This window comes from Bacillota bacterium, assembly GCA_023511485.1.
Lineage (GTDB): Bacteria > Actinomycetota > Aquicultoria > Aquicultorales > Aquicultoraceae > CADDYS01.
This window is the reverse complement of the sequence record JAIMBH010000006.1, coordinates 1-25,533: the sequence shown is the minus strand read 5'-3', so window position 1 is coordinate 25,533 and position 25,533 is coordinate 1. Positions and strand designations below refer to the sequence as shown.

Below are 25,533 nucleotides of genomic sequence, written 5' to 3'. Positions count from 1 at the left end.
TCTTAACTAAAACTTGCGTTATAGCGCCAACACTTTATCCTTCAATCATGTCTTTTGTTGAAGGCACCATTTCCGCTACTCTTGGATTGATTTCAACTGCGGCCTGCAGTGCCAGCGCCAATCCTTTAAATATGGCTTCAACCATATGGTGTGCGTTTCTGCCTGATAACATCTTAACATGTAGAGTTACTCCTGCGCTGGCTACAAATGCCTGTAAGAACTCGACTGTTAGATTTGTATCATACGTCCCTATTGTCTCAACCGGCAAATTAACATCATAGACAAGGTATGGCCTACCGCTTATATCCATCGCAACAAGCGCGAGAGACTCATCCATAGGTATAACAGCGCTTCCGTAGCGCCTTATCCCTCTTTTGTCACCCAGGGCTTCTTTTAACGCCTGGCCCAGGCATATCCCAACGTCTTCAACAGTATGGTGGCCATCTACCTCAAGGTCCCCTTTGGCTATTACTTTTAGATCAAGAATGCCGTGCTTACCCAACGCGGATAGCATGTGGTTAAAGAACGGGATGCCCGTGTTTATTTCAGTGTTACCCTGCCCATCCAGGCTCAATTCGACCCGAATATCCGTTTCCTTGGTTTTCCTTGCTACTTTAGATACCCTATCCAATTTGTCCTCCAGTTACACCCGGTAAAAACGGTACAACCTTAAATATTAAATAAGTTCTTTCTTAAGTGCACGCCGCAACCGGCGGTCAAACACTGCTATACGCTCTCTCGCAATGCATCTAGAAATGCCCGGTTTTCCTCCGGCGTTCCAACCGTCACGCGCAGGCAGTTCTCAAGAAGCACCAGATTGCTGCAATTTCGGATAAGGATTCCCTTATCCAATATAGACTGCCATACATCGGTTGCCGGCTTGTTTGTTCTAAACAAGATAAAATTCGAGCGGCTTGGAAAAACTTTTATCCCCTCAATCTTAGACATCTCGGCAAAGAGCTTATCTCTATCCCTCAAAATCACCTGTATTTGTTTATCAAATACCGCTCGATTTGCAAAAGCTATTTTTGCTATTGCCTGTGATAGCTTGCTAAAATTAAAGAATAGCTTTACCTTCATAAGGTTCCCGACAACCTCTTCGCTTGCAAGCAAATACCCTGCTCTTAAGCCTGCCAGAGAGAACGCTTTTGAAAACGTCTTTAAAATCGCCAGGTTTTCGTACTTTGCAAGAAGTGGCAGTGCAGTCTCACCGCTAAACTCGCCATACGCCTCATCTATCACCACTAAGGCCTCTGTGTTTTGCAGAAGCTCTTCAATTCTATCTATGGGCACGGTATCGCCGGTTGGGTTGTTAGGGTTACATAAAAATATGAGTGCTGCGTCTATCCCGTAGGCCTGCTTTATAGAATCGTCTGCTTTAAGGTCGTCGGGGTTACGCAAAATAGAAACTATCTCGGTATCGGTCATGCGACCCGTTATCCCGTAAACCTCAAACATGGGCTCAAAGGTGACCGCTTTTCTGCCGGAACCGCCGTATGCGAGATAGAGATTCTGTATGACCTCATCACCACCATTACCAACAAATACGTTACCAGCTTCTAAGCCAAAATGTGAACTGATAAGCTCCCTCAGCTCAAGCGATTGTGGATCTGGATACCTATTGTATGCTATATCGTCAAGCGCATCTTTGATTTGTTCAAGAATCGCCTCAGGTAAGTTGTACGGGCTCTCGTTTGCAGACATGAATATATCCGCCTTAACATCTGGTATGTGGTATGGTTTTGTCGCCGCAACCTGCGGCCTCGGACCGATCATAATAGTTCTCACGCGCCTCAAAATAAATATTTAAGGTTAACATTAAATCAACGTTGCCAGCAAATAGGACCTTCAATCGCCGCTCTCAAGCCTATATCTCACCGACTTTGCATGCCCAGACAGTCCCTCGCTATTGGCTATGCTGATGGCAGAATCAGCAACATCTGTAAAAGATTGCCTTGAAAAACTTAACACGCTTGACCTCTTCAAGAAATTATAAACGCCAAGCGGGGAGTAAAAGCGAGCTGTCCCACTGGTCGGCAAGATATGGTTTGGCCCAGCTATGTAGTCTCCTATCGCCTCGGGCGCATATGCACCCAAAAATATCGCTCCTGCGTTTCTGACCGATCCCAAAGACTCAAGCGGATTTTCTATCATTAGCTCAAGGTGCTCAGGAGCTATTATATTTGCAAGCCGTATTGCATCGGCAATCGACTCGACTACGAATATCTTACCGTTATCTTTGATGGATTGCTCGGCTATTTCTTTGCGCTCTAACCGGCTGATCTGCAGGTCAAGCGCTACCGCCACCTCTTTAGCTATACGTTGCGAGTCGGTTATAAGTATCGCGGTGGCATCAGGATCGTGCTCAGCTTGTGCAAGCATATCGGCGGCTATATAGGTTGGGTTTGCCTTTGCATCGGCAATTACTACAATTTCACTGGGGCCTGCCAACATATCTATATTTACGCTGCCAACGACCATCTTCTTTGCGAGGGTAACATAGATATTGCCTGGGCCTGATATGACATCGACTTTTGGCACCGACTCAGTTCCAAATGCAAGCGCCGCTATCGCCTGGGCTCCACCGATCTTGTAGACTTCGTTTACGCCAACCTCGGCAGCAGCAACTAAAACCTCGGCACGAATGGCTCCTGGAACTACCATTACTATTTCAGGAACTCCGGCTACTTTTGCAGGAATCGCATTCATTAACACCGATGATGGATATGCAGCTCTCCCACCGGGCACATATATACCGGCTCTTTCCACCGGCCTGACCAGCTGGCCAAGAAACGCCCCGTTTCCAGTTGTAAACCAGGAGTTCTCCTTCTGCTTTGCGTGAAAAGCGGTAATCCTTCTTATGGCATCCTTTATGGCACCCAAAAGATCGGCTTCTATCAGCGAATACGCAGCATCAAACTCCTCCTGAGTAACTTTTATTGTTTCAGGAGTAAGCGATATCTTGTCAAACTTCTCCGTATATTCGAAAAGCGCCTTGTCGCCGTTACGCCTTACGTTATTTACTATTTCGTATACGGCTGCTTCAACTTCTGGTTTTTCGAAAAGCGGCTTCGCTATATACTTTCGCGCTTCTTCGTCACTAAAGCCTGCACTTAATTTAATTTGTGGTAACAATATAATCACTCATCCAAGTATTTATTCACCATCTACCAAATCTATCCGCTATCCAGCAAATATTTGCCTGAACAATATTGAAATCCATTTAACTACTTATATCGACTAAAAAACCGCTAAAACTGACTATAACACGTAAATTTAAACACTACCAAATAGTGCCAGTTACGCTAAGAGATATAGAAACAATCCAATCTCTCACAACCCGTAAATCTTACAATCCCATAAACTTAAACATCGCCAAATGACACCTTTCTATGCCCTATCAAGGGCTATTATACACTGCAGGCGAACTTTAGTAAAGTAATGCGTTAATTTACTAAACCTACTGGTTTACCGGGTTATATGCAATATCTCTTCTCGAAAGCGCTCAAGGAAACCTCTTGGCTATCCGATATTTAATATATAAAATATAGTACTGTTCCCTAGCATTTTTTAACGTTAATCTAACGTTAATCGTTCGGCCAACCTTTGCTTATGGTCAGATTAAGGGCAGTTCCTAAAATTGAAGACCCCAGAATTTTAATTGTTGAGGACAGTCAGGCTCAAGCTTTTTGGCTTCAATCCGTTCTTAAAGATAATGGTTACTGTGTTTCGGTTGCGTACAACGGCAAACAAGCCTTGGCTGAGATATCCAAGAAAAAGCCAACTATTATCATTAGTGATATCATGATGCCTGAAATGGATGGCTATGAGCTCTGTCGCCACATTAAAACAGACCCCGGCCTTAAGAATATCCCAGTTATACTCTTGACCCTGCTTGATGACCCAAGAGATATCTTGAAAGGTCTGGGATGCGGAGCCGATTATTTCATAACCAAACCATGCGAAGAAAGATATATTCTGGCTCGCATCCAATATATTCTAGAAAACTGGAATCCCCGGCAGCTTGAGGATAAAGACGGAGGCGCTGAGGTCTTTTACGGGCACCAACGATACCGCATCAATTTAGCACGCCAGCAAATCATCGATAACCTTTTATTTGCGTACGAAATAGCGATTCAAAGAAACCGCGACTTGATCAAAGCGCAGGAAGAGTTAAAGGCGATCAACAACAATCTTGAGGAAAGAATTAAGGAGAAGATGTCTGCTTTTATGGCAGAACACGCGGAGCGCAAACGGATAGATGAAGAACTCAAGCACAGCCTCGAGAAACTGCAGAGAACATTTCAGGAAACCGTCCAAGCCCTCGCATCCACCTCTGAGAAAAGAGACCCTTATACAGCCGGGCACCAGCAACGTGTCGCTGAGCTAGCTAGCTCTATTGCCAAGGTTATGGGTTTACCTGATGACCAAATTGAAGGTGTTCGCGTTGCCGGTTTGCTGCACGATATCGGAAAGGTATCGGTACCTGCGGAGATATTAAGTAAGCCGAGCAAGTTGGCTGAATTGGAGTATAGTATAATCAAAAATCACCCACGGCATGGATTTGAGGTATTAAAACCGATAGAGTTTCCCTGGCCGATAGCTTATATTGTGCTTCAGCATCATGAGAGGCTCGATGGCTCCGGTTACCCTTCTGGTTTAAGCGGCGATGACATTCTTCTTGAGGCAAGAATCCTGGCTGTTGCCGATGTTATCGATGCAATGATATCTCACCGGCCTTATCGCCCTGCCTGCAGCCTAGAGGCTGCCCTGCAAGAAATATCAAACAATAGGGGTAAGCTTTATGATGCTCAGGTAGTAGATGCCTGCTTAAAGCTATTTGGCGGCAGGGAACATGAATGTGCATAAAACATCTACCAGCATTCTAGCCACGTGAAATAAAGGACTGAAACCTAAGCCTACGCGGTGACAGGCACCGATAACAGTTCAATGGCTTTTTCTCCAGCAAGAGCTTTGAGCTCGGCAAAAAGACCGTTTCTAACCGCTACGTTGTATCCTTCTGCAAGAGACATCAATATAGGCCTGCCATTTTCTATCTTAAGGTAAACAGGGATATTGCCTGGGTGAGACCTTAATACTTCTTTCAGCCGATTGATAAACGCTGTTGTCATCATGGATTTATTGACCGTAATGACCAATACAGGATTTTCAATAGTTTCCGCACTGTTGATTTTGCTTCCATTGGCTGCATTTGCTTTAATGTTGTTACCGTTAAACTTATTATTAGCGCCAATTTCATTTGAGGTGCTGTTCGGTTTGGTTTTATGCTTACCGTTGCCGGTATTCCCGGCCTTGGCATCAAATTCCTTGATCTCCTGGGCAAGCATTTTTACTTCATCTTCTTTGATATCGAGCCTGCCCTTGACAAGCACTATTTTATCTTCCACAATCAGTCCTTTGTATTTATCAACAATGGAAGGGAATGCAACAACCTCGACAGTGCCGTCCAAATCCTCGATGGATAAGAAGAGCATTAGGTCGCCCTTCTTGGTGTTTATCTTCTTTATGCCGGCAATAATTCCGCCAATCCATCCGACAGTTCCGTCCTTTTGCTCTTTTAGTTCAGCTGTTGAGAACTCGATTTGGCTTAGGAGCGCTTCTTCTATACCAAATAGCGGGTGGTCGGATACATAAAGCCCAAGCATCTCCTTCTCGTATGCAAGCAACTCGTGCTTTTCGAACTCGGGAACTTTCTCGTCTTTCGGCTCTTCTACCCGCGAAGCTAAACCCGCATCTTCCTCGTTGCCAAGATCAAATATAGTGAACTGGCCAGCAGCCTTGTCTTTTTGACTACGGATTCCTAGCTCGACTGCCTTCTCATAGGTTAAGAGAAGCTGCCTGCGGCTTACTTTGCATGAGTCAAATGCACCGGCCTTGATTAAACTCTCGATGGTTCGTTTGTTAAGCGCGCCCATATCGACCCGTTTGCAGAAATCATAGATTGATTTAAACGGGCCTCCGTGCTCGCGCTCGCTTATGATGCTATCGATTGCCCCGTCACCCACATTTCTAACGGCAGAGAGACCAAAGCGAATCGATTGACCGACAATCGTAAAGTCATGGTAGCTCTCATTAACATCTGGCGGCAGTATCTCTATACCCATGCGCCTGCACTCGCTGATATACTGGGCAACTTTGTCTTTGTTGCTCATGATGCTGGTGAGTAAAGCCGCCATGAACTCAACTGGATAATTTGCCTTAAGCCATGCGGTTTGGTAAGAAATAAATGCATAAGCCGTCGAATGTGATTTATTAAATCCATATCCAGCAAAGTGCGCGATCAGGTCAAATATCTTGCTGGCAATTGCTGCTTCAACGCCGTTTTTTACTGAGCCGCTAATAAATTTTTCTTTTTGCTTTGCAAGCGCTTCAGGCTCTTTCTTGGACATGGCTTTTCTCAAAATATCAGCCTCACCCATACTAAAGCCTGCCATGGTTGAGGCAATACGCATGACTTGCTCCTGGTAGACAATAACACCGTATGTCTCTTTAAGGATCTCTGCCAGCGAATCATGTAGATAGCTTATCGGTTTTTTGCCATGCTTGCGTTCGACAAAATCTTTGACCATACCTGAGCCAAGCGGACCCGGTCTGAACAGGGCAAGAAGAGCAATGATATCCGAAAACACGGTCGGCTGCAAGTCGCGCAGCAGCGCCCGCATGCCGGAACTCTCAAGCTGGAACACGCCGATGCTCTCGCCCCTCTGAAGCATCTCATAAGTCTTGGGGTCATCAAGCGGTATTGCATCAATATCGATGTCGATACCATGGTTTTTCTTTATATTTTTTACGGCGTTGTCTATAACGGTAAGCGTGCGCAAGCCCAAAAAGTCCATCTTAAGAAGGCCGATTTTCTGTATTGCTCCCATGTCGTACTGGGTTACAATTTCAGCGTCACCCTTCTTCTGCACCGGGGTGCGGTTAGTGAGCTCCTGGTCAGCGATAACAACTCCAGCAGCATGAATAGAATCCTGTCTTACCAGCCCCTCAAGATTCCTGGCCATGTCAATAATTGACTTTGTTATCTCAGCATCGTTCTCATAAGCCTCTTTAAGCTCGGGAACGAGGGCAAGCGCAGCATCTATCGTCCAGGGTTTGCCCTCGTTAAAACCTTCGGGAATCAGTTTGGCGATTTTGTCCACCCTACTATACGGAATGTCAAAGACTCGACCGGCATCACGGATAGCTGCCCTTGCAGCCATTGTGCCAAAAGTTATGATCTGCGCGACCTTATCTTCGCCGTACTTTCGAGTAACATACTCTATGACTTCGGGGCGGCGTTCGAAGCAAAAGTCTATATCAATATCGGGCATGCTTATACGCTCTGGATTTAAGAACCGCTCAAAAAGCAAATCGTATGTTATGGGGTCGATGTTAGTGATCTCAAGACAGTAGGCGACAATGCTTCCCGCTGCCGAGCCCCTTCCTGGACCAACCTTTATTCCTTTAGACTTCGCATACTTAACAAAGTCTTGCACCACGAGAAAGTATCCCGGGAACCCCATCTGCTTGATCATCTCAATTTCGTATTCCAGACGATCCTTGTGCTGCTGTGTCGGCTTGGGGTATCGCTTTGCAAATCCCTCACGGCACAGCTTTTCAAAGTAGGAGTCAAGCGTGTACCCCTCCGGTATCTCATAGTTTGGAAGCAGGTATTCGCCAAACTTTATCTCGACATTACATCGCTCGGCTATCTTTACGGTATTCTCAAGTACATCCGGCCTGTTGGGGAACAGCTCTCGCATCTCGGCTGCCGATTTGAGGTAAAACTGGTCGGTATCAAATTTCATCCTGGTCTTATCGGCAAGCGTTGACCCAGTTTGGATACAGAGAAGGACGTCGTGCGCCGGGGCATCCTCCTGGTTTGTATAATGGATATCATTTGTCGCGATAATTGGAATGCCGGTCTCTTCCGAGAGCCTCCACATGCCCTCGTTTACCACTTTTTGCTCTTTGAGACCATGGTCTTGTACCTCTAAGAAGAAGTTACCCTCGCCGAAAATCCTATTTAGCTCGAGTGCCTCTTGTTTTGCCGCTTCATAGTTATCCTGCATAAGATGCCGTGCAATCTGTCCAGCAAGGCAGGCGCTTGTTGCGATAATTCCTTCATGATGCTTCTTAAGTATTTCTTTGTCCACCCGAGGTTTATAGTAAAACCCATCAAAAAAGCTTAGGGTGACGAGTCGCATCAGGTTGCGATAACCCTGCTCGTTCTCAGCCAAAAGCACCAGGTGAGTATAGGATTCCTCGCTCTTGGTTTTATCAAAGCGACTGCCTGGGGCGACATAGACCTCGCAGCCGATAATCGGCTTAACCCCTTGCCTGATAGCCTCTTTATAAAAATCGATAATGCCGTACATCACGCCATGGTCTGTTAATGCAATGGCGTGCATGCCAAGGTCTTTTGCTTTTATTACCAAGTCTTTTATCCTTGAGGCACCATCAAGCAAAGAGAACTCTGAGTGTGTATGTAAGTGGACAAACTCCGACAATGTTGCTCCTTGGAATACAATAATATGATTACTCATTGTATACCCTTAGAGGGCTAAAATTAAGGTAATTTATGGCAATAACATAGATTAGATAGAGTTTGTAGCTTAGTGCCTAAAGTAACGATTGGTTTGATTATCTAATTAATTATTAATAGAAATTATTTTGAATGAAATAAGGTTATCAAGGTTAACAGGTAGAGGATCAGGCAGGTAAAGGGTCAGGTCTTTAATCTTTGAATTTTAGTCATTGATAGTCTAAAATTCAAAGATTAAAGACCTGACCCCATTTACACTTAGCGTTACAGTTATTCAGTTTTTCAGAAACGTCCCCGGTGTCGCCCGGTGTCGATGCTCGGCTTTTATTAAGCTTTTAAACCCTGACCAAGTTTCTTTAGGAAGTGGATCAGGAATCCCGTGGCTCTCTGGACATCCGGGTCTCTAAATGCCGATAGCATCTTAACCGGTGACACCGGTTTTATATCGGCATCGGTCGTTTCTTTCATGGTAGTTGCTATAGTATTTACCATATTCTGAGCCAGCGGTGTGCTTGCGATTTGGGTAAGCTTCATAAGTGAGTTCAGAGACGCTTCAGCAGTGGTCGTATCGTCCTCGCCGTCTTCGCTCACCCTGCTGCACATGCAGCCCATAAATTGGGTGATTGGCCCTTTAAGGCTGTTTGCCCGGGCTATAACACTTTGAAGTTCCTCGTCTGCTGCAAAATCTTTCAAAGTGTTAAACATGCCAACCGCCATTTTTACAGTCTTTTCGTCCTCCGCAAACGTGCGGAGTGCGGTCACTGCCGGACTGATTTCGGCCATCATTTTCTTAAGCTGGGGCTCCAGCTGGTTCTTTAGATCAGTCAAAGCCTCCATGTACGACATGAGCTCGATCATCGTGCCCATGCTCGATGTGAGTTTCTCAAGAAGCAGAAGCGTTTCGTCCTTATCTATATTGGCTTTGATCTTGTTAAGAACTGGAGAGACCTCTTTCGCCATTCCCTTAAGCTGAGGTTCGAGCTGATTGCGCAAGTCATTAAACGCTTCCATTAACGAGACCAGCTCAAGTAATGTTCCAGTATTTGCCGTAAGCCTTTCTAAAAGAACCAGTGTCTCATCTGCGTCAATATTGGTTTTGATTTTGTTAAGGACTGGAGAGACCTCTTTCATGATTCCCTTAAGCTGGGGCTCTAGCTGGTTCTTTAGATCAGTCAAAGCCTCAAGGTAAGACACCAGCTCAAGCAGCGTTCCGGTATTTGAGGACATCCGCTCTATCAGCAGAATAGTTTCATCCTTATCCAAATTCGATTTAAGGGCATTTGTTACCGGCTGCACTTCTTTTACGATACTTTTAAGCTGAGGCTCCAGCTGGTTCTTTAGATCAGTCAAAGCCTCAAGGTAAGAGATTAACTCAAGCAAAGTGCCGGTATTGGCTGTGAGCTTATTAAGAAGCACAAGCGTCTCTTCTTTGTCGACGCTTGTTTTGAGTTTGTTAAGCGCCGGTGACACTTCTTTTGAGAGCTTCTTGAGCTGCGGCTCTAACTGGCCCACAAGATCTTTTAATGTTTCCACGAAGGAGACCAAATCTTGATTGACGATTGCAACGGCCTTATCGCTTAGCATGACCTCCTCTTCTTCCATGATATTGTCCACCATAGGCTTTAGAGCCTCCCTCTAAGCATTAGACTCCAGTATAGAGGTCTTAACATATAGACCTTCATCATCCAGTTTGACCACATTTCCTCCGCCGGAGAGATTGACTTCTCATAGTCAAATTCTGCGAACAAGGCTTTCCCGAACCTTGTAAGGATCGGTCATATAATGTGGCCTGTGTAATAAGCTTTACCCTCCTGTCCTCTTATCCTCGCAGCCAGGTTAGTTGCCAATACCTCAGCCTGTTTCCTTGCGCCGGCTCCAGTTTTTGAGGTAGGATAATTTGCGCAATCGCCGACCGCATAGACATTATCATAGGCCTCAGATACCAATTTATGCTTATCTGCTTTGATAAAATTGCTTGGATCGGCAACAGGTGTATCCTCATGGATGCCCTCGCCCTCATTATGGGGGATAACAACGGCTAGATCGTATTTGACCTCTTTACCCTCCCAGGACTTAACAATTTTGTTCTCGACATCTACTTTACCAGGGTTAAAGCCGGGAACAACATTGATGTTGCGAGCCTCAACGATTTCATTCAGTTTGGTCGCATAGGGCTCGCGGGAGAAGACTGATGGAAGTGCTGTTGTTAAGGTAACGTTAGTTTTATTCCTAATGCCTTTCCTTCTGAAATAATCCTCTGCCATAAGCGTCATCTTGATCGGTGCGCCCGGGCATTTAAACGGCATCGGCGGCTGTACAACGGTGAAGTCGCCGCCCTCGAACTCCTCAATGGCCTTCTTGACTGCAATCGCGCCCTCAAGCGTGTAGAATGTGTGGACGCCATCTTTGCCTAAGTTATCTTTTAAGCCTTCGATTTCATCCCAGTTATAAGTAGCACCGGTTGCAAGGATTAAGTAGTCATACTCCAACTTCCTGCCGCCTTTTGTCTCAACCTGCTGGTCATCGTAGTTGATTGAGGCAACCTCGTCGTTGATGAAGGTGCAACCGGCCGGTATAACACTAGACATCGGCCTTACGACATTCTCGGGCTCGTCGAGGCCAAATGCTATCAGGGTAAAAGCCGGCTGATAGATGTGTTTGTCGCTCGGGTCAATAATCGTGATCTCCGCTTCGCTCATTGAGAGCGTGTTGCGAAGTCTTGCGGCAGACATGATACCGGCGCTGCCGCCACCAACAATTACAATTCTACTCATACTCATCCCTCCGTTTGATTAGACGTTAGCGTGCCCGTTTATCGACTAACGTGCCTGGTTGCCAAACATGGCCTTAGGAAAACCCTATAACGATATTCCTAAAACAATGCCTGGAAAAAAAGACTTGAAATACACTAATCTATATAAATAACCGGCTTTTAACAGTAGTTTTAAAAACCGGTTACTGACTGCTTTAGTAACAAGCCAGAAAACCCTTTTACCCGCTACTTTATCTTAGTTTTTGATGAGGTGTAAAAGTCAAACCTACTGCTGAAATCCCCTGAGAATAATCTCACTATATCCTAGATGAATACTAGGATATTATTTAACAATGTATCAACCGTAATAGCTATTGTCAAGCTATTACCATAAAATTCGTAGAATTAGTTATTTTGCTAAGTAGCCGAGGCTATAAATCATAAAGGTTGCGACTTCTAAAATGCTATTATACCCTGAGAACGAAAAGTAAAACATACATCTAGCGGTATTTTGGGTCAAAATTCCTATTTTTTTGAGCCCTCGAACCACTTTAATATGTTCTCGCAAAGGGTGCGATTACTTGCTAGTGACAGTGCCCTATTGGTAAACACCGCATCATCGCCAAAAAAAGCTACTCTACCCCTTCCGTAACTTGAAATAGCTGCCAGACCATATGCCCCCACAGGCTCTCCCACCCTATATATATCATCGGCCTCCAAATCGGCCCAGGAATCTTTCTCGCTTGATATGATAACCATCGCATGCTCGCCCCTCGGCCTGAGAGCCCATGAGGCAAGTACAGCAAAGCTGGTTACGTTATTGTTTATTGGGCTATCTGCAATGTTTCTGGTTATAAACCACTTGGGCCTGTTTTCTATAGTATCATGGGACTGCGCTATTACAGCATTTGATAATTGGATTCCAAAGCGCTGTGCCAGGGCTTCAACAGTATCTGAGATATGCGTGGTTATCAAGATATCCCCGCCTAGTTCAGCAAAACGAGCAAGGGCATCTATCTCTTGCACTGTAAAATCTGCCATCGGCCCGGCAATTACGACCGCATCCACATCCTTTAAGACCAGATCAGTGATGGGCCCGGTGTTCATACGGACATTGTAGCCGTATTTATTGAGTATGGCCTGCATCTCGGAGTATCCTGTTTGTCCGGTTCCATATGGAGTAAAAAGTTCTTTATGGGCATTGTCGAAGAGAACTATTTTGTTGGGCCGAATAGTTGCAGGGTCGCTTTCAAATGTTATTACCGATGAGCCCCTAGTAGCAGGCCCTCCCGTCTCGGAAGAAGGAACGCTGGGCGATATCTCAATATTCCTTTTCGTGCTTTGCGTTCGGGCCACCGGTGCGGTGTCTTCATCGGATGATTGCCGGCCACAACCTACAGCCGTTAGGGCTAAGGCGACTATCACCAAAAACACCGTAACCGTCTTTGCTCTCATCATCCTGCCCCTGGCTAATCAAGTCTCAACTTATACGACCTATTTTTCCTTCATACGGTCGAGGACAAGCCTATAGCCGTCGGCGCCGTATTCTAGATACCTTTTTACCCTGCTTATAGTAGCAGTGCTAGCACCGGTTTCAGCCGCTATGTCGATATAGGTTTCACCGCTATCGAGTTTCCGTGCAACAGCCCAGCGCTGTGCCATTGACCTTATCTCGGCTACCGTGCATAAATCCTCAAAGAACCGGTATGCTTCCTGCCTGGTTTTGAGTTTCAAGATGGCATCAAAGAGGTCGTCAACCTGCTCTGTTTTTAACTTCTCATCAAGCGCCACTTATATTCCCCCAAGCATAGACCAACCGACAGTTTAAATAAGTCTTTAATATTTTAACATAAAAAAGCATTGAAGCGGCATAGCCTTGGTTCATGTCTTGCTTAATTGCAATATGCAGCATTACCCTACAGATCGCCATATGAGGCGGTTTGCGGCAAATTCGTAAGTGGCCAGACCTTTTTCCAAGAGAAAGCTAAGGTACGCTTTTAAGGTGTCTAAACAAAGATAGTATTGCTGCAGATTGCGAATTTTAAGGCCGTATTTGTCGCATATTTCTCGCAGAATGGTCGCAGTATCATTCGGCATGCGGATGATTTTAAGAAGACTATCGATAATCGACTGAACCCAGGCTAGATTTAAATCAACCAGCTCTGTAATATCGCCTGTTGGCACATCATGAGATGGTACAAAGCTCTCAGCTTGCACTTTCTTTAACTTCTCAATGGACTTAATCGTCTCACCAATGTCCATTGCATAAACCAGAACCAAGCGCTCCCATGCCCTGGAAGAAAATACGCTGTCGCTACAAAAAAATACGCCGTCGACAACGACTCCAATCTGATTCGGAGAGTGCCCCTTAAGTGTAACTATATCAAAGGTCATGTCACCTATCTTTACAGCAGGCTCATCTAGTAGCACATCAACAGGAGATACTTTTGCCATTAAGAAAGGCTGGCGAAGCTCTGCTGGCGGATAGGCACCGTAGAGATAAAAAGACTCAAGGGATGGGTTGGCCATTATGGCCGCTTCGATAGGCGGCGCATAAACCTTGCACGCGGTCTCACCGACTAGATAGTTATTGCCACCGTAGTGGTCGGCATGAGAGTGCGTATTGATTATTGCAGCAAGCCCAAGCCCTTTGGATTCTAGTGCTGCTAAAATCATCTGGCCATCGGCATCATTCATACCGCTATCTACGGCAACGGTCCGGTTGTCGCCTATCTCGACGATTCCAATATTTGTGTGGTGGGAATCAGTTAGGTAGTAGATGTTCTCTTTGATTTGTATCAATTCCGGCATAAGATACCTCTTACCTTAATAAGCGATGTCTAAGCCTTCAGCTATCGGCTATTACAACTTAATAAATTACAACTTGATAACCTTATTCTTTAGCGTGCCTATCTCTTGAATCGTAACTTCGACCTCATCGCCAGGAGTTATCGGCCCAACACCGGGTGGAGTCCCTGTTAATATAACGTCTCCCGGGCAGAGAGTCATAACGTGAGAGATAAAGGAAATAAGAGTTTCGGGTCTAAAAATCATATTCATTGTGTTGGATGACTGCTTGGTCTCACCGTTTACTTTCAGCTCAATACTGAGGTGGTGTGGATCTATATCACTTACTATGCAAGGGCCAAGTGGACAAAACGTGTCGAAACCCTTTGCCCTTGTCCATTGACCATCTTTCTTCTGAAGATCGCGCGCGGTCACATCATTTGCACAAGCAAACCCAAGGATGTAATCAAGGGCCTTGGTAGGCGCCACATGCCGCGCTACCTCTTTCATTACAATTGCAAGCTCAGCCTCATACTCAACATGCTTGCTCATGCTGGGATAAATAATTGACTCGTCGGTTCCAATTACCGACGATGGAGGCTTAAGGAAAATCAGCGGCTCATCAGGAATCTCCATGCCGAGTTCATGCGCATGATCAGTATAATTTAGGCCAACCGCTACTACTTTTGATGGGATAGTTGGCTCAAAAAGCCTCACCTTTTCAAGCGGATATATTTTCTCAGTTGGTATGAAAGGTCGAAAAGGAGTTCCATCGATTTGCCTGACGGTATCGCCCTCTAAAATCCCATAATAAACCGGCCCACCATATGAGAACCGAACGTATTTCAAAACGTCCTCCTTCGAAACATAACTCTTATGCGCTACTCTTATGCCCTAATAACTGTAACAGGGTAAATGAACGGTTTTATGCCAAGGTGAACGCGAGAATATCGTTCACCATCTTATGCACCGAGACCATTAAGTCCGTTCTCTTCGTGCACCCTCTTATGCATTAGCCCGTACTCGATACTGTCAACCAGGGCTTGCCAGCTCGCCTCGATAATATTCTCCGATACGCCGATAGTGCCCCAGGTTTTTTTGCCATCACCGCTCTCGATAAGAACCCTGGTAACTGCACCTGTGCCCTTCTTTTCGTCAAGTACGCGGACCTTAAAATCGTTAAGTTCGATGTCAGCAAGCGCCGGGTAAACTGACTGTATAGCTTTTCTTAAGGCACCATCAAGCGCGTTTACAGGGCCATTTCCCTCTGCAGTCTCGATAACCGTCTTACCGCTAACTTGAAGCTTGATTGTAGCCTCAGTTGCCACTTTGCCGTCTTCGCGCTTCTCCATGATTACCCTAAATCGTTCAAGTTTAAAGAACTGGGGATGAATGCCCAATGATTTCCGCAGAAATATCTCAAGAGACGCGTCAGCCGCCTCGAAGTGGTATCCGACATGCTCTAAGCCCTTTATGCGGTTAAGGATATCGTTTACTTTGTGCGGCTCGCCGGAAAGGTCAATGCCCAGTTCCTGGGCTTTAAGAACAATGGTGCTTCTTCCGGCAAGTTCAGAAACAATGACTCTCTGGATATTTCCGACCAGACTTGGGTCGATATGTGCATAACCCTTCTCTTCACGTTCGACTGCGCTTGTATGAAGTCCCGCCTTATGTGCAAAAGCACTCTGGCCAACGTAGGCCTGATGTGGGTAAGGACTTAGATTGGCAATCTCGCTTACGAAGTTCGATACTTCAGTCAGCAGCTTTAGCTGCTCAGCTGAAACAACTTCGATGCCAAGCTTCAATTGAAGCGCCGGTATTATTGAGCACAGATTTGCATTACCGCAGCGCTCGCCATAGCCATTGATGGTGCCCTGCACCTGGGTTGCCCCCGCCTGCACAGCGATTATCGAGTTTGCGACTGCACATTCCGAATCGTTATGCGTGTGTATTCCGATTGGAGCTTTGGCTTTTTGCATCACCGCCTCGATAATATCCTTGATTTCGAAGGGCATCGTACCGCCGTTTGTATCGCAAAGAACCAGCCAATCGGCGCCGGCATCCTCCGCTGCCTTTAGTGCAGAGAGCGCATAATCCGGGTCGTCTTTAAATCCATCAAAAAAGTGCTCGGCGTCAAAAAACACCTCAAGACCATTTTTCTTTAGATAAGCAACTGAATCAAAGATCATATTGAGATTCTCTTCGCGTGTGGTTCTTAAAGCCTTCTCAACATGGATATGCCAGCATTTGCCAACTATACATGCACCGGCAGCGCCGCTAGCGACAAGTGCTTTCAAATTGGAATCGTCTTCAGCTCTTATATCTTTTCTCCGGGTGCTTCCAAACGCAATTATCTTTGCATTATTAAGCCGCAAATCGCGCACACGCTGGAAATACTCGGTATCCTTTGGATTGGAACCTGGCCAACCGCCTTCAATATAGTGAATACCAAGCTTATCTAGCTCGCGAGTAATTTTCAGTTTATCCGTTACGGAAAACGATATCCTCTCGCGCTGCGAACCATCTCTTAGTGTTGTGTCGTATAGTTTGACTTCTGCCATGATTCCTCGTTCCTCGAAAAAGTTATCAGCTAGCAACACTCAGCCATCAGCTTTTAATTCCTTTATCTTTAAGCGGCAGCTGAAAGCTGAAGGCTGATAGTTAAAAAGCGGGGGATTTTTCCTCCACTTCTATATGCTCTAGCCAGTGAGAATATTTCTCATCTTCGCCCTTTACCACCGCAAAGAATTTTTCCTGAAGCGCAACCGTAACCGGGCCGGGTTTGCCTATCTCCCGCTTGTCTACCTCTCTAATAGGCGTTATCTCAGCTGCAGTTCCAGTTACGAATATCTCATCGGCTAAGAAGAGGTCAGACCTTACAAGATCGCGCTCGACCACTTCAAAGCCCATATCTCTTGCCAGCTCCATCACAGTATCTCTGGTTATACCTTCCAGTATGCTCGATGCAGTCGATGGCGTATGGATAACGCCGTTTTTGACCACGAATATATTCTCGCCGGTTCCTTCTGAAACAAACCCCCTGGAATCAAGCATGATTGCCTCTTCGTAGTTGCTGTAGATAGCCTCCAGTTTAGCAAGAATTGAGTTTATATATTGCCCTGTGGCTTTTGCGGCGGGCGGCAGAGAGTTCGGATCTATCCTTCTGAATGAGGAGATCATCGCTCTTATACCATTTTTGAGCCCGTCGTCACCAAGGTAGGTTCCCCAGGACCACATCGCAATGGCAACATCGACCGGTGCGTTAAGAGGGTTTAAACCCATCTCGCCGTAACCTCTATAAACAATTGGTCGAATATAGCAGCTCTTAAGCCCATTGATGCTTACGAGCTCTTTTGTGGCCTTGACAAGCTCCTCAACCGAATACGGCACCGGCATCATATATACTTTCGCTGAGTCATGAAGCCTCTTGATATGCTCAGTTAGACGAAACACCGCAGTGCCTCTGGGAGTTTCATACGCCCTAATGCCCTCAAATACGCCCGACCCATAATGTAAGGCATGGGTCAATACGTGTACCTGCGCTTTGTCCCAGTCCACAAACTCTCCGTTTAGCCATATCTTATCAACTTTCTCAATAGGCATATTGCTTTACCTCCCAATTAGCTCTGAGCTCCTAGCCGCTAGCTCTTAGGATGAGGGTAAGTAACGTGGGCTTCACCCTCCCCTAGCCCCTCCCCTCAAGGGAGGAGATTTTATTTCGACATTCGAAATTCGTAATTCTAAATTAACTATCCTTCTCTCACAAAATTAGCGACCATATCGCCGACCTCGGACGTGCTATATCCCATCTGGCCAGCGGCAAGGCTCTTTAGTTTCTCGCCTGTGACCTTCATAACGGCTGCTTCGATCTTCTTTGCGACATCCTTCTGGCCAAGATGCTCAAGCATTAGCTGAGCGGCCGAGATTGCAGCCAGCGGATTTATTATGTTCATGCCCGTATATTTCGGGGCAGAGCCGCCGATAGGCTCAAACATCGAAACGCCTTCAGGGTTGATATTTCCGCCTGCAGCAATTCCCATACCGCCTTGAATCATCGCACCAAGGTCCGTGATAATATCACCAAACATGTTGTCTGTCACAACGACATCAAACCACTCCGGGTTTTTAACAAACCACATGCAGATTGCATCAACATGCGCATAATCTGTCTTAATATCCGGGTATTCCTTCGCTACATCGTAGAATGCACGCTCCCAGAGGTCAAATGCATACGTTAAAACGTTGGTCTTACCGCAAAGGGTGAGTTTTTTTTCTTTGTTACGCTCTCGGGCGTAGTTGAAGGCATAGCGGATGCAGCGCTCCGCACCTTTGCGCGTGTTTATGCTCTCCTGCACGGCCACTTCATCAGGTGTTCCTTTTTTTAAAAAACCACCCGCACCGGCATAAAGACCCTCTGTATTTTCACGCACTACAACAAAATCTATGTCTTCAGGACCTTTATCTTTGATCGGCGTGTAAACGCCCGGATAGAGTTTTACCGGCCTTAAGTTTATATACTGGTCAAGCTCAAACCTTGTCCTTAAAAGAATGCCTTTCTCAAGAATTCCTGGTTTGACATCTGGATGACCAATTGCACCAAGCAGGATTGCATCCAGCTGACGGAATTCCTCGATTGCAGAATCGGGCAGAATCTCGCCGGTTGCCAAATACCTGTCACCACCAAAATCGTAGTGAACTAGCTCGTAGCTAAAGCCCGCGACCTCGCTTGCCGCCTCTAAAACTTTTAATGCTTCCCTTATGACTTCAGGACCGGTTCCATCACCGGGCATAACTCCAATCTTATACAATTTATCTCCTCCACCTTTTTATAATCTTAATCGGCTTGTAACCTAACACTCTACTCTCTGGCTTATAGGGCTGCCGGCTTGCTTTTTACCTTATCTTTTACGTAATTTATCAGTCCGCCCTGACGGATGATATTGCTAATAAACTCTGGAAAAGGCTTTGCCTGGTATACTTCGCCGGTTGTAAGATTGGCTATCTCGCCTTTATCTGTATCAACCTGAACTTCATCTCCAGGATTAATACCGTCTACTGCCTCTGGGCTCTCCAGGATAGGAAGACCCATATTAATCGCATTGCGATAAAATATCCTAGCAAAAGATTTGGCAATTACGCAGGATATACCAGCTGCCTTAATTGCAATCGGCGCGTGCTCCCTTGATGAGCCGCAGCCAAAGTTCTCCTCGGCTACAATAATGTCGCCTATGCTTATCTTGCTAACAAACTCGGGGTCGGCATCTTCCATAGCGTGCTTGCCAAGTTCCGCCGGATCGCTAGTTTTCAAGTAACGCGCAGGTATTATTAAATCTGTATCGATATCTCTCCCGAATTTCCAAGCTTTGCCTTTATAATTCATCAAAACCTCCGGTTTAGTTTATGGTATGAGGACTAGAGACGCGGGTCTTACCCTCCTCTAACCCCTCCTCTTAAGGGAGGGGAACTTCTTCACCCTGACCCCCGAACTGCAGTCCTTCAACCCTACAGCTGTTCTGGGCCAATAATCTTGCCTGCTATTGCCGAAGCCGCTGCAACTGCGGGACCGCTTAAGTAAACTTCGCTCTCCGGATGGCCCATACGGCCAACAAAGTTCCTGTTGGTGGTTGCGAGGGCTCTCTCGCCTTTTGCAAGAATACCCATATGCCCACCAAGGCAGGGACCACATGTCGGCGTACTTACGGCCGCTTTGGCTTCAATAAATATATCCAGCAGACCTTCTCTCATAGCCTGGCGATAGATCTCCTGAGTGGCAGGAATAATAATACAGCGAACCTTCTTATTCACTTCACGACCTTTAAGAATTTGTGCTGCGATTCTTAAATCTTCGAGTCTACCGTTCGTGCATGAACCGATAACTACCTGGTCAATAATAATCTCCCCAACTTCGCTTATGCCGCGAGTATTTGATGGTAGATGTGGGAATGCGACCTGCAGCTCGATGTTGCGGGCATCCCACTCATATACGCCTGCATACTCGGCGTCGTTATCGCTCTTATAGATAGAGTGCTCACGGTTTGAGCGACCTTGTATATACTCAAGTGTTTTTTGATCAGGCTCGATAATGCCTGATTTGCCGCCCGCCTCGATCGCCATATTGCACATGGAAAACCTGCTGTCCATCGAGAGAGCAGATATCGCCTCTCCGGTAAACTCCATCGCCTGATAGAGCGCGCCATCTACCCCAATTTGACCTATTGTATAAAGAATAAGGTCTTTCCCCGAAACCCACGGGTTAAGCGTACCGTTAAAAACAAACTTGATTGTCGACGGGACTTTAAGCCATGTCTCTCCCGTTGCCATAGCAGCTGCAATGTCGGTACTTCCCATCCCAGTTGAGAACGCACCAAGGCCACCATAGGTGCAAGTATGAGAATCCGCACCTATAACTGCATCTCCTGGCAGAACAAGGCCCTGCTCAGGAAGAAGTGCGTGCTCAATACCCATCCTTCCTACTTCAAAGTAGTTGGTAAGATCTTGCTCATGGGCAAACATCCTTACCATCTTGCACTGCTCAGCCGAATCGATATCTTTATTAGGCGCAAAGTGATCGGGTACCATAACCACTTTATCCTTATCAAAAACTTCTTCGACACCTATCTCTTTAAACTGCTTTATCGCAATTGGAGCCGTTATGTCATTGCTCAGAACAAGATCTAACCGTATATTAACCAAGTCGCCGGGACTTACCTTGTCTTTTCCTGCATGGGCTGCAAGAATTTTCTCAGTTATAGTCATCCCCATATTCGCTACTCCGTTTCTTTTGCTTACTTGCTATCGCTCTAATATCGACCAATGATGGTCATTTCTGCAATGGTATTAACTGACTACTGACAGCTGTCAGCTTTCAGTAGTCAGACTATTTAAAGCTAATTGCTAATTGTTTCTTAACTACTCAATGCTTTATTGATTGCGTTAAGATAGGCTCTGGCGCTGGCTTCAATAATGTCTGTGCTAACACCCCTACCTAGCACAGATTTGCCATTAATCTCCAGTTGGATGGTAACATCACCCTGAGCGTCAAGACCCTCAGTAATTGAGTTAACATTGTAGCTAATGAGCTCGCCCCTTACACCGGTCGCCCGCTTAATCGCTTTGCAAGCTGCGTCAACCTGGCCATCGCCAATGGAGGTTTTCTCAATTACCTCACCATTTTTTCGAAGCCGAACAGTCGCAGTAGGCGTGGTATCGGTGCCACTACAAACGTGGATATACTCAAGTGTGTATACATCCGAGGCAGTCCTGACCTCATCGGCCAGTATCGCCGCTAAATCGATATCAGTTATTTCTGCCTTCTTGTCGGCCAGGTCTTTAAACCGCTCGAATGCCTTTTCAAGCTCATCATCGGCAAGCTGATATCCCAAGGATTCCAGATGCTTTCTGAACGCGTGTCTTCCCGACGTTTTGCCAAGAACAAGCGCGCTCTCGCTTATGCCGACCTTCTTGGGGTCGATGATCTCAAATGTTGCGCGTTCTTTAAGCACGCCGTCCTGGTGAATGCCAGAGGAGTGAGCAAACGCGTTTTTGCCGACAATCGCTTTGTTAAACTGCACTTGATACCCGGTTAGACTGCTTACCAGACGACTTGTTTTTGCGATTTCCTCTGTTTTTATGTTCGTATACTTGCCGAGAGTTTGGCGTCTCGTATCAAGTATCATCGTAATTTCCTCAAGTGCGGTATTCCCTGCACGCTCCCCAATGCCATTGATCGTACCTTCAACTTGCGTAGCCCCGTTTATAATAGCGGCTAGCGCATTTGCAGTCGCCATACCAAGGTCATTATGGCAATGTACGCTAACTATGACATCGTTCAATGCGGGGACCGCTTTGAAAAGATCGGCTATTAGCCTCCCGAACTCGTCAGGTGTCGCATATCCAACCGTATCAGGTATATTTATAACTGTCGCCCCGCTTTCAATGGTCGCCTCGACAAGCTTGCAGAGAAAATTAAAGTCGGCGCGGGTTGCGTCCATCGGCGAAAACTCAACATCTTCGAAATAAGACTTTGCCCGCTTAACAGCCGCCACCGCCATCTTGAGCACTTCTTCTCTCGTTTTCCTAAGCTGACGCTCTATTTGTATATCTGAAGACATAACAAAGGTGTGGATACGCGGACGCTCAGCCTTCTTTAAAGCTTCTGCAGCCCTGTCTATATCGGCATCAATGACTCTTGCCAGTGCGGCGATTACCGGTTTACGCACCTTCTCAGCGATAGCACTTACCGCCTCAAAATCTCCTGGAGAAGTTATTGGAAACCCCGCCTCTATGACATCTATGCCAAGTTTAGCTAACTGGTCAGCTATCTCTAGCTTCTCCCTGGTGCTCAAGCTTATTCCTGGAGATTGCTCACCATCTCGTAAAGTTGTATCGAAAAGGTATATGCGATTTTTATCTATAGTCATAAGACACTACCACCTTACAGGATAAATGCAAAATTGCTTAATAGCTCTCAGCTTTTAGCCATCAACTTAAAGACGAATAACTCAAAAAGCTGAGAGCTAACCGCTTGCCCCAAATTCTAGACCTACTTTATAGCACCATAAACTTTGCGAAACTAATGCCGGCGGCTATCTTTATTTCTTCGATAACTTCATCGGGTATTGGGGTATCAACATTTACACCCATCAGAGCCTCGCCGCCGAGTTTCTTTCGGCCAACCTGCATATTTGCGATGTTGATGTTATGCTGGCCAAGTATTGTTCCAACCTTTCCGATCATGCCGGGGACATCCTCATACCTGAAGAACGCCATATACTTGGATGGAACCATATCTATATCAAATTTATAGATATTAATGAATCGCTCCTGATTTTTCTTGCCAACTAGCGTACCGGCGACCATTACATCGTCGCCGCCATCACGTCCTTTCAACCGGATTACATTGATGTAATCCTGAGAGGAAGATTTTTTGCTCTCATTGACCTCAATGCCCCGCTCCTCAGCAAAAACCGGCGCATTTACATAGTTAACCTGCTCTTCAACAACGCCATCAAAGACCCCTTTGAGAACAGCTATGGTCAAGAGCTTGGTATCGTATTTAGATATCGGGCCTACATACTCAACATCCAGCGAGTGGATCCCTTCCTCGGCAAGTTTGTTGAACATCTTGCCTAATTTTTCAGCAAGCGGCAGGAAAGGCTTCACCGCCTCCATCGCCTCAACCGATACAAGCGGGATATTGACCGCATTACTTACAAACTCGCCTTTTAGACCCGCGATTACCTGTTCGGCAATCTGGGTGCCCGCCCTATCCTGCGCTTCAACAGTGGATGCTCCGAGGTGAGGCGTGCAAATCACCTGATCAAACTCAAGCAGCGGGTTGCCAACAGGTGGCTCCTCATCAAAAACATCCACGCCAATAGCCGCAACTTTTCCTGTCTTTATCGCATTAACCAAAGGCTCGAGCTGATAAATGCCGCCCCTGGCCGTATTAACAAGCCTGATGCCGTCTTTCATCATGGCAAACTCACGATCACCGATCATGCCGATCGTCTCTTTTGTTTTCGGGAGGTGAACCGTTAAAAAATCAGCCTCTTTAAGCACGTCATCTACTGTGCCGGCTCTTTCAATGCCCAGTTGAGCAAATCTCTCTTTTGACACGTACGGGTCGTAAGCCAGCACCCTCATACCAAGACCAAGTGCTCTGGTTGCTACCAAGGTTCCGATGCGGCCAAGGCCAATGATGCCCAAGACCTTCTCATAAACCTCAACGCCCTGAAACTTGTTTCTCTCCCACTTGCCCATCTTCACAGATGCATTTGCCTGGGGGATATTCCTGGCGCAAGCCATCATCAAGGCAATTGTATGCTCTGCCGCAGATATAATATTGCTCTGCGGTGCGTTAGCAACGATGATGCCCCGTTTTGTTGCTGCTTCAAGATCAACGTTGTCGACACCGATTCCGGCCCGACCGATGACTTTCAGCTTATCGGCGCGTTCAATAACATCCTCAGTTACTTTGGTCGCACTCCTAATAACCAGTGCATCATATTTGCCTATCTCATCAAGCAGCTCATCCGCCGACATATCGGTTTTCACGTCAACTTTAAAACCGGCGGCTTTCAACTTATCTATTCCTGCCTGAGCAATCTTCTCTTTAACCAGAACTTTAATTTTAATTCCCTCCCCAATCATAAACTAGAAACCATGTCGCCCACCGGGCCAACTAGAGACTAGATAAAATCTTTTTTCAACTCCACCTTCTAGAAGCTAAAGACCCTATGGCCCTCACCCTAGACCTTCACAGTCTAGTTTCTAATATCTAGTTTCTAGTATCTAGTTTCTAGAATGGATTTTCCATAAAGACCTTCTCGGCAGCCTGGACTCCAACGCCCAATGCTACCGGATAGCCCAAATCAGAGAGTACCATCTCTGTTCCGGCCAGCGTAGTCATAATATCAAATCTATCGAAATATCCCAGGTGGCCTATTCTAAATATCTTTCCTTTAAGATGGTCCTGACCGCCTGCAATCGTTATGCCGTATTTGTTTTTGAGGCCTTTCACAAGCTTTCCGCCGTCGATGCCCTTGGGCACCCAAACAGGCGTTACAGCATTGCCCCTACCCTCAGGCGGAGCAAACAGCTTTAAGCCCATTGCCTGGACTCCCGCCCTTGTCGCCTCAGCAAGAACCGCATGACGCCTGATTATATTTTCAAGGCCTTCACTGCGCATCAAATTAATAGCTTCTCCAAGCCCAACAATAAGCGATACCGGAGGTGTAAATGGCGTCGTCGGCTCCGCCTTATGCAGCGAATCGGCCGATTTCTTCCAGCTAAAATAAAACTTTGGAAGCGTAGACTTCTCAGTTGCGGCCCATGCCTTCTCGCTAACCGACACAGCGGCCAACCCTGGCGGCATCATAAGGCCCTTCTGAGAGCCGGTCATAACAACATCGAGATTCCACTCATCTGTCTTGCATTCAACTGCCCCGATACCGGTAATCGAATCTACTACCAGAACAGCATCGTAATTTTTGACTATCTCGCCAATCGACTTAACATCGTTTAAGACGCCGGTCGATGTTTCGCTTTGCACAACAAAGACCGCCTTAACATCCGGGTTCGCATCAAGCTCACGCTTGATATCCTCGGGGTTTACGACTTGCTCCCAAGGATACTCGAGCTTGATTACATTCATGCCGTAGGTTTCATTTAATTTGACCAGCCGATCCCCAAACTTGCCATTGGAGCAACAGATGACCTTATCCCCAGCAGACAAAAGATTTACCACCGACGATTCCATAACGCCGGTCCCCGATGACGAGAAAATGAGCACGTCATTTTTGGTCTCGAATATATACTTCAAACCGTCTTCAACAAAGGCAAGAAGCTCTGAGAATTTCGGCGTGCGATGATGGAACATCGGTCTTGCCTGCGACAATAAAACCTCTGCCGGAACCGGTGTGGGCCCTGGCGTCATCATATACTC

At 46.2% G+C, this 25,533-nt stretch carries 19 protein-coding genes; 1 reads left to right on the top strand and 18 read right to left on the bottom strand.

Annotation, left to right across the window (positions count from 1 at the left end):
• Positions 1-34: 34 nt before the first annotated feature.
• The 3 genes from hisB to hisD all read right to left on the bottom strand — a co-directional run bounded on the left by hisB (position 35) and on the right by hisD (position 3,123).
• Positions 35-631, bottom strand: a complete 597-nt coding sequence (gene hisB, locus K6T91_03055; GenBank protein MCL6471772.1) for an imidazoleglycerol-phosphate dehydratase HisB — start codon at positions 629-631, stop codon at positions 35-37.
• Between the two features lie 95 nt (positions 632-726).
• Positions 727-1,776 carry a histidinol-phosphate transaminase gene (gene hisC / locus K6T91_03050; GenBank protein MCL6471771.1) on the bottom strand — a complete coding sequence of 350 codons (1,050 nt, stop codon included), beginning with the start codon at positions 1,774-1,776 and terminating at the stop codon, positions 727-729.
• A gap of 72 nt (positions 1,777-1,848) precedes the next feature.
• Positions 1,849-3,123, bottom strand: coding sequence for a histidinol dehydrogenase (gene hisD, locus K6T91_03045; protein ID MCL6471770.1), 1,275 nt, complete (start codon positions 3,121-3,123; stop codon positions 1,849-1,851).
• A 489-nt stretch (positions 3,124-3,612) separates the two neighbouring features.
• On the opposite strand from hisD, the gene K6T91_03040 reads away from it, so the two are divergent.
• A complete protein-coding gene (locus K6T91_03040; GenBank protein ID MCL6471769.1) occupies positions 3,613-4,869 on the top strand; it encodes a response regulator in 1,257 nt (418 codons plus the stop codon).
• A gap of 50 nt (positions 4,870-4,919) precedes the next feature.
• Here K6T91_03040 and K6T91_03035 read toward each other — a convergent pair whose 3' ends face one another.
• The 15 genes from K6T91_03035 to K6T91_02965 all read right to left on the bottom strand — a co-directional run.
• Entirely contained in the window at positions 4,920-8,513 is a 3,594-nt protein-coding gene (locus tag K6T91_03035; GenBank protein ID MCL6471768.1) for a DNA polymerase III subunit alpha, read from the bottom strand.
• 362 nt (positions 8,514-8,875) lie between these two features.
• Complete coding sequence (locus K6T91_03030) at positions 8,876-10,165, bottom strand: DUF1641 domain-containing protein (protein MCL6471767.1); 1,290 nt, start codon at positions 10,163-10,165, stop codon at positions 8,876-8,878.
• 158 nt (positions 10,166-10,323) lie between these two features.
• Entirely contained in the window at positions 10,324-11,322 is a 999-nt protein-coding gene (locus K6T91_03025; protein MCL6471766.1) for an NAD(P)/FAD-dependent oxidoreductase, read from the bottom strand.
• Positions 11,323-11,825: 503 nt separating this feature from the next.
• A complete protein-coding gene (locus K6T91_03020; GenBank protein ID MCL6471765.1) occupies positions 11,826-12,758 on the bottom strand; it encodes a GldG family protein in 933 nt (310 codons plus the stop codon).
• 36 nt (positions 12,759-12,794) lie between these two features.
• Entirely contained in the window at positions 12,795-13,091 is a 297-nt protein-coding gene (locus K6T91_03015; protein ID MCL6471764.1) for a helix-turn-helix domain-containing protein, read from the bottom strand.
• 120 nt (positions 13,092-13,211) lie between these two features.
• A complete protein-coding gene (locus K6T91_03010; protein MCL6471763.1) occupies positions 13,212-14,111 on the bottom strand; it encodes an MBL fold metallo-hydrolase in 900 nt (299 codons plus the stop codon).
• Between the two features lie 66 nt (positions 14,112-14,177).
• On the bottom strand, positions 14,178-14,936 hold the full coding sequence (locus K6T91_03005; protein MCL6471762.1) for a fumarylacetoacetate hydrolase family protein: 759 nt from the start codon (positions 14,934-14,936) through the stop codon (positions 14,178-14,180).
• Positions 14,937-15,049: 113 nt separating this feature from the next.
• Positions 15,050-16,648, bottom strand: a complete 1,599-nt coding sequence (cimA, locus tag K6T91_03000; GenBank protein ID MCL6471761.1) for a citramalate synthase — start codon at positions 16,646-16,648, stop codon at positions 15,050-15,052.
• A gap of 100 nt (positions 16,649-16,748) precedes the next feature.
• Positions 16,749-17,690, bottom strand: a complete 942-nt coding sequence (locus K6T91_02995; protein ID MCL6471760.1) for a branched-chain amino acid transaminase — start codon at positions 17,688-17,690, stop codon at positions 16,749-16,751.
• Between the two features lie 146 nt (positions 17,691-17,836).
• The gene (locus tag K6T91_02990; protein ID MCL6471759.1) at positions 17,837-18,877 is read right to left on the bottom strand and encodes a 3-isopropylmalate dehydrogenase; all 1,041 of its coding nucleotides are present in this window, start codon (positions 18,875-18,877) and stop codon (positions 17,837-17,839) included.
• Between the two features lie 80 nt (positions 18,878-18,957).
• The gene (leuD, locus tag K6T91_02985; GenBank protein ID MCL6471758.1) at positions 18,958-19,467 is read right to left on the bottom strand and encodes a 3-isopropylmalate dehydratase small subunit; all 510 of its coding nucleotides are present in this window, start codon (positions 19,465-19,467) and stop codon (positions 18,958-18,960) included.
• A 122-nt stretch (positions 19,468-19,589) separates the two neighbouring features.
• Positions 19,590-20,849 carry a 3-isopropylmalate dehydratase large subunit gene (leuC, locus tag K6T91_02980; GenBank protein ID MCL6471757.1) on the bottom strand — a complete coding sequence of 420 codons (1,260 nt, stop codon included), beginning with the start codon at positions 20,847-20,849 and terminating at the stop codon, positions 19,590-19,592.
• A 143-nt stretch (positions 20,850-20,992) separates the two neighbouring features.
• Positions 20,993-22,507, bottom strand: a complete 1,515-nt coding sequence (locus K6T91_02975) for a 2-isopropylmalate synthase (protein MCL6471756.1) — start codon at positions 22,505-22,507, stop codon at positions 20,993-20,995.
• 127 nt (positions 22,508-22,634) lie between these two features.
• Positions 22,635-24,239 (bottom strand): phosphoglycerate dehydrogenase, encoded by a 1,605-nt coding sequence (gene serA, locus K6T91_02970; protein MCL6471755.1) that lies wholly within the window; start codon positions 24,237-24,239, stop codon positions 22,635-22,637.
• Positions 24,240-24,387: 148 nt separating this feature from the next.
• Positions 24,388-25,533: alanine--glyoxylate aminotransferase family protein (locus K6T91_02965; GenBank protein ID MCL6471754.1), on the bottom strand; the 1,146-nt coding region annotated here is incomplete at its 5' end.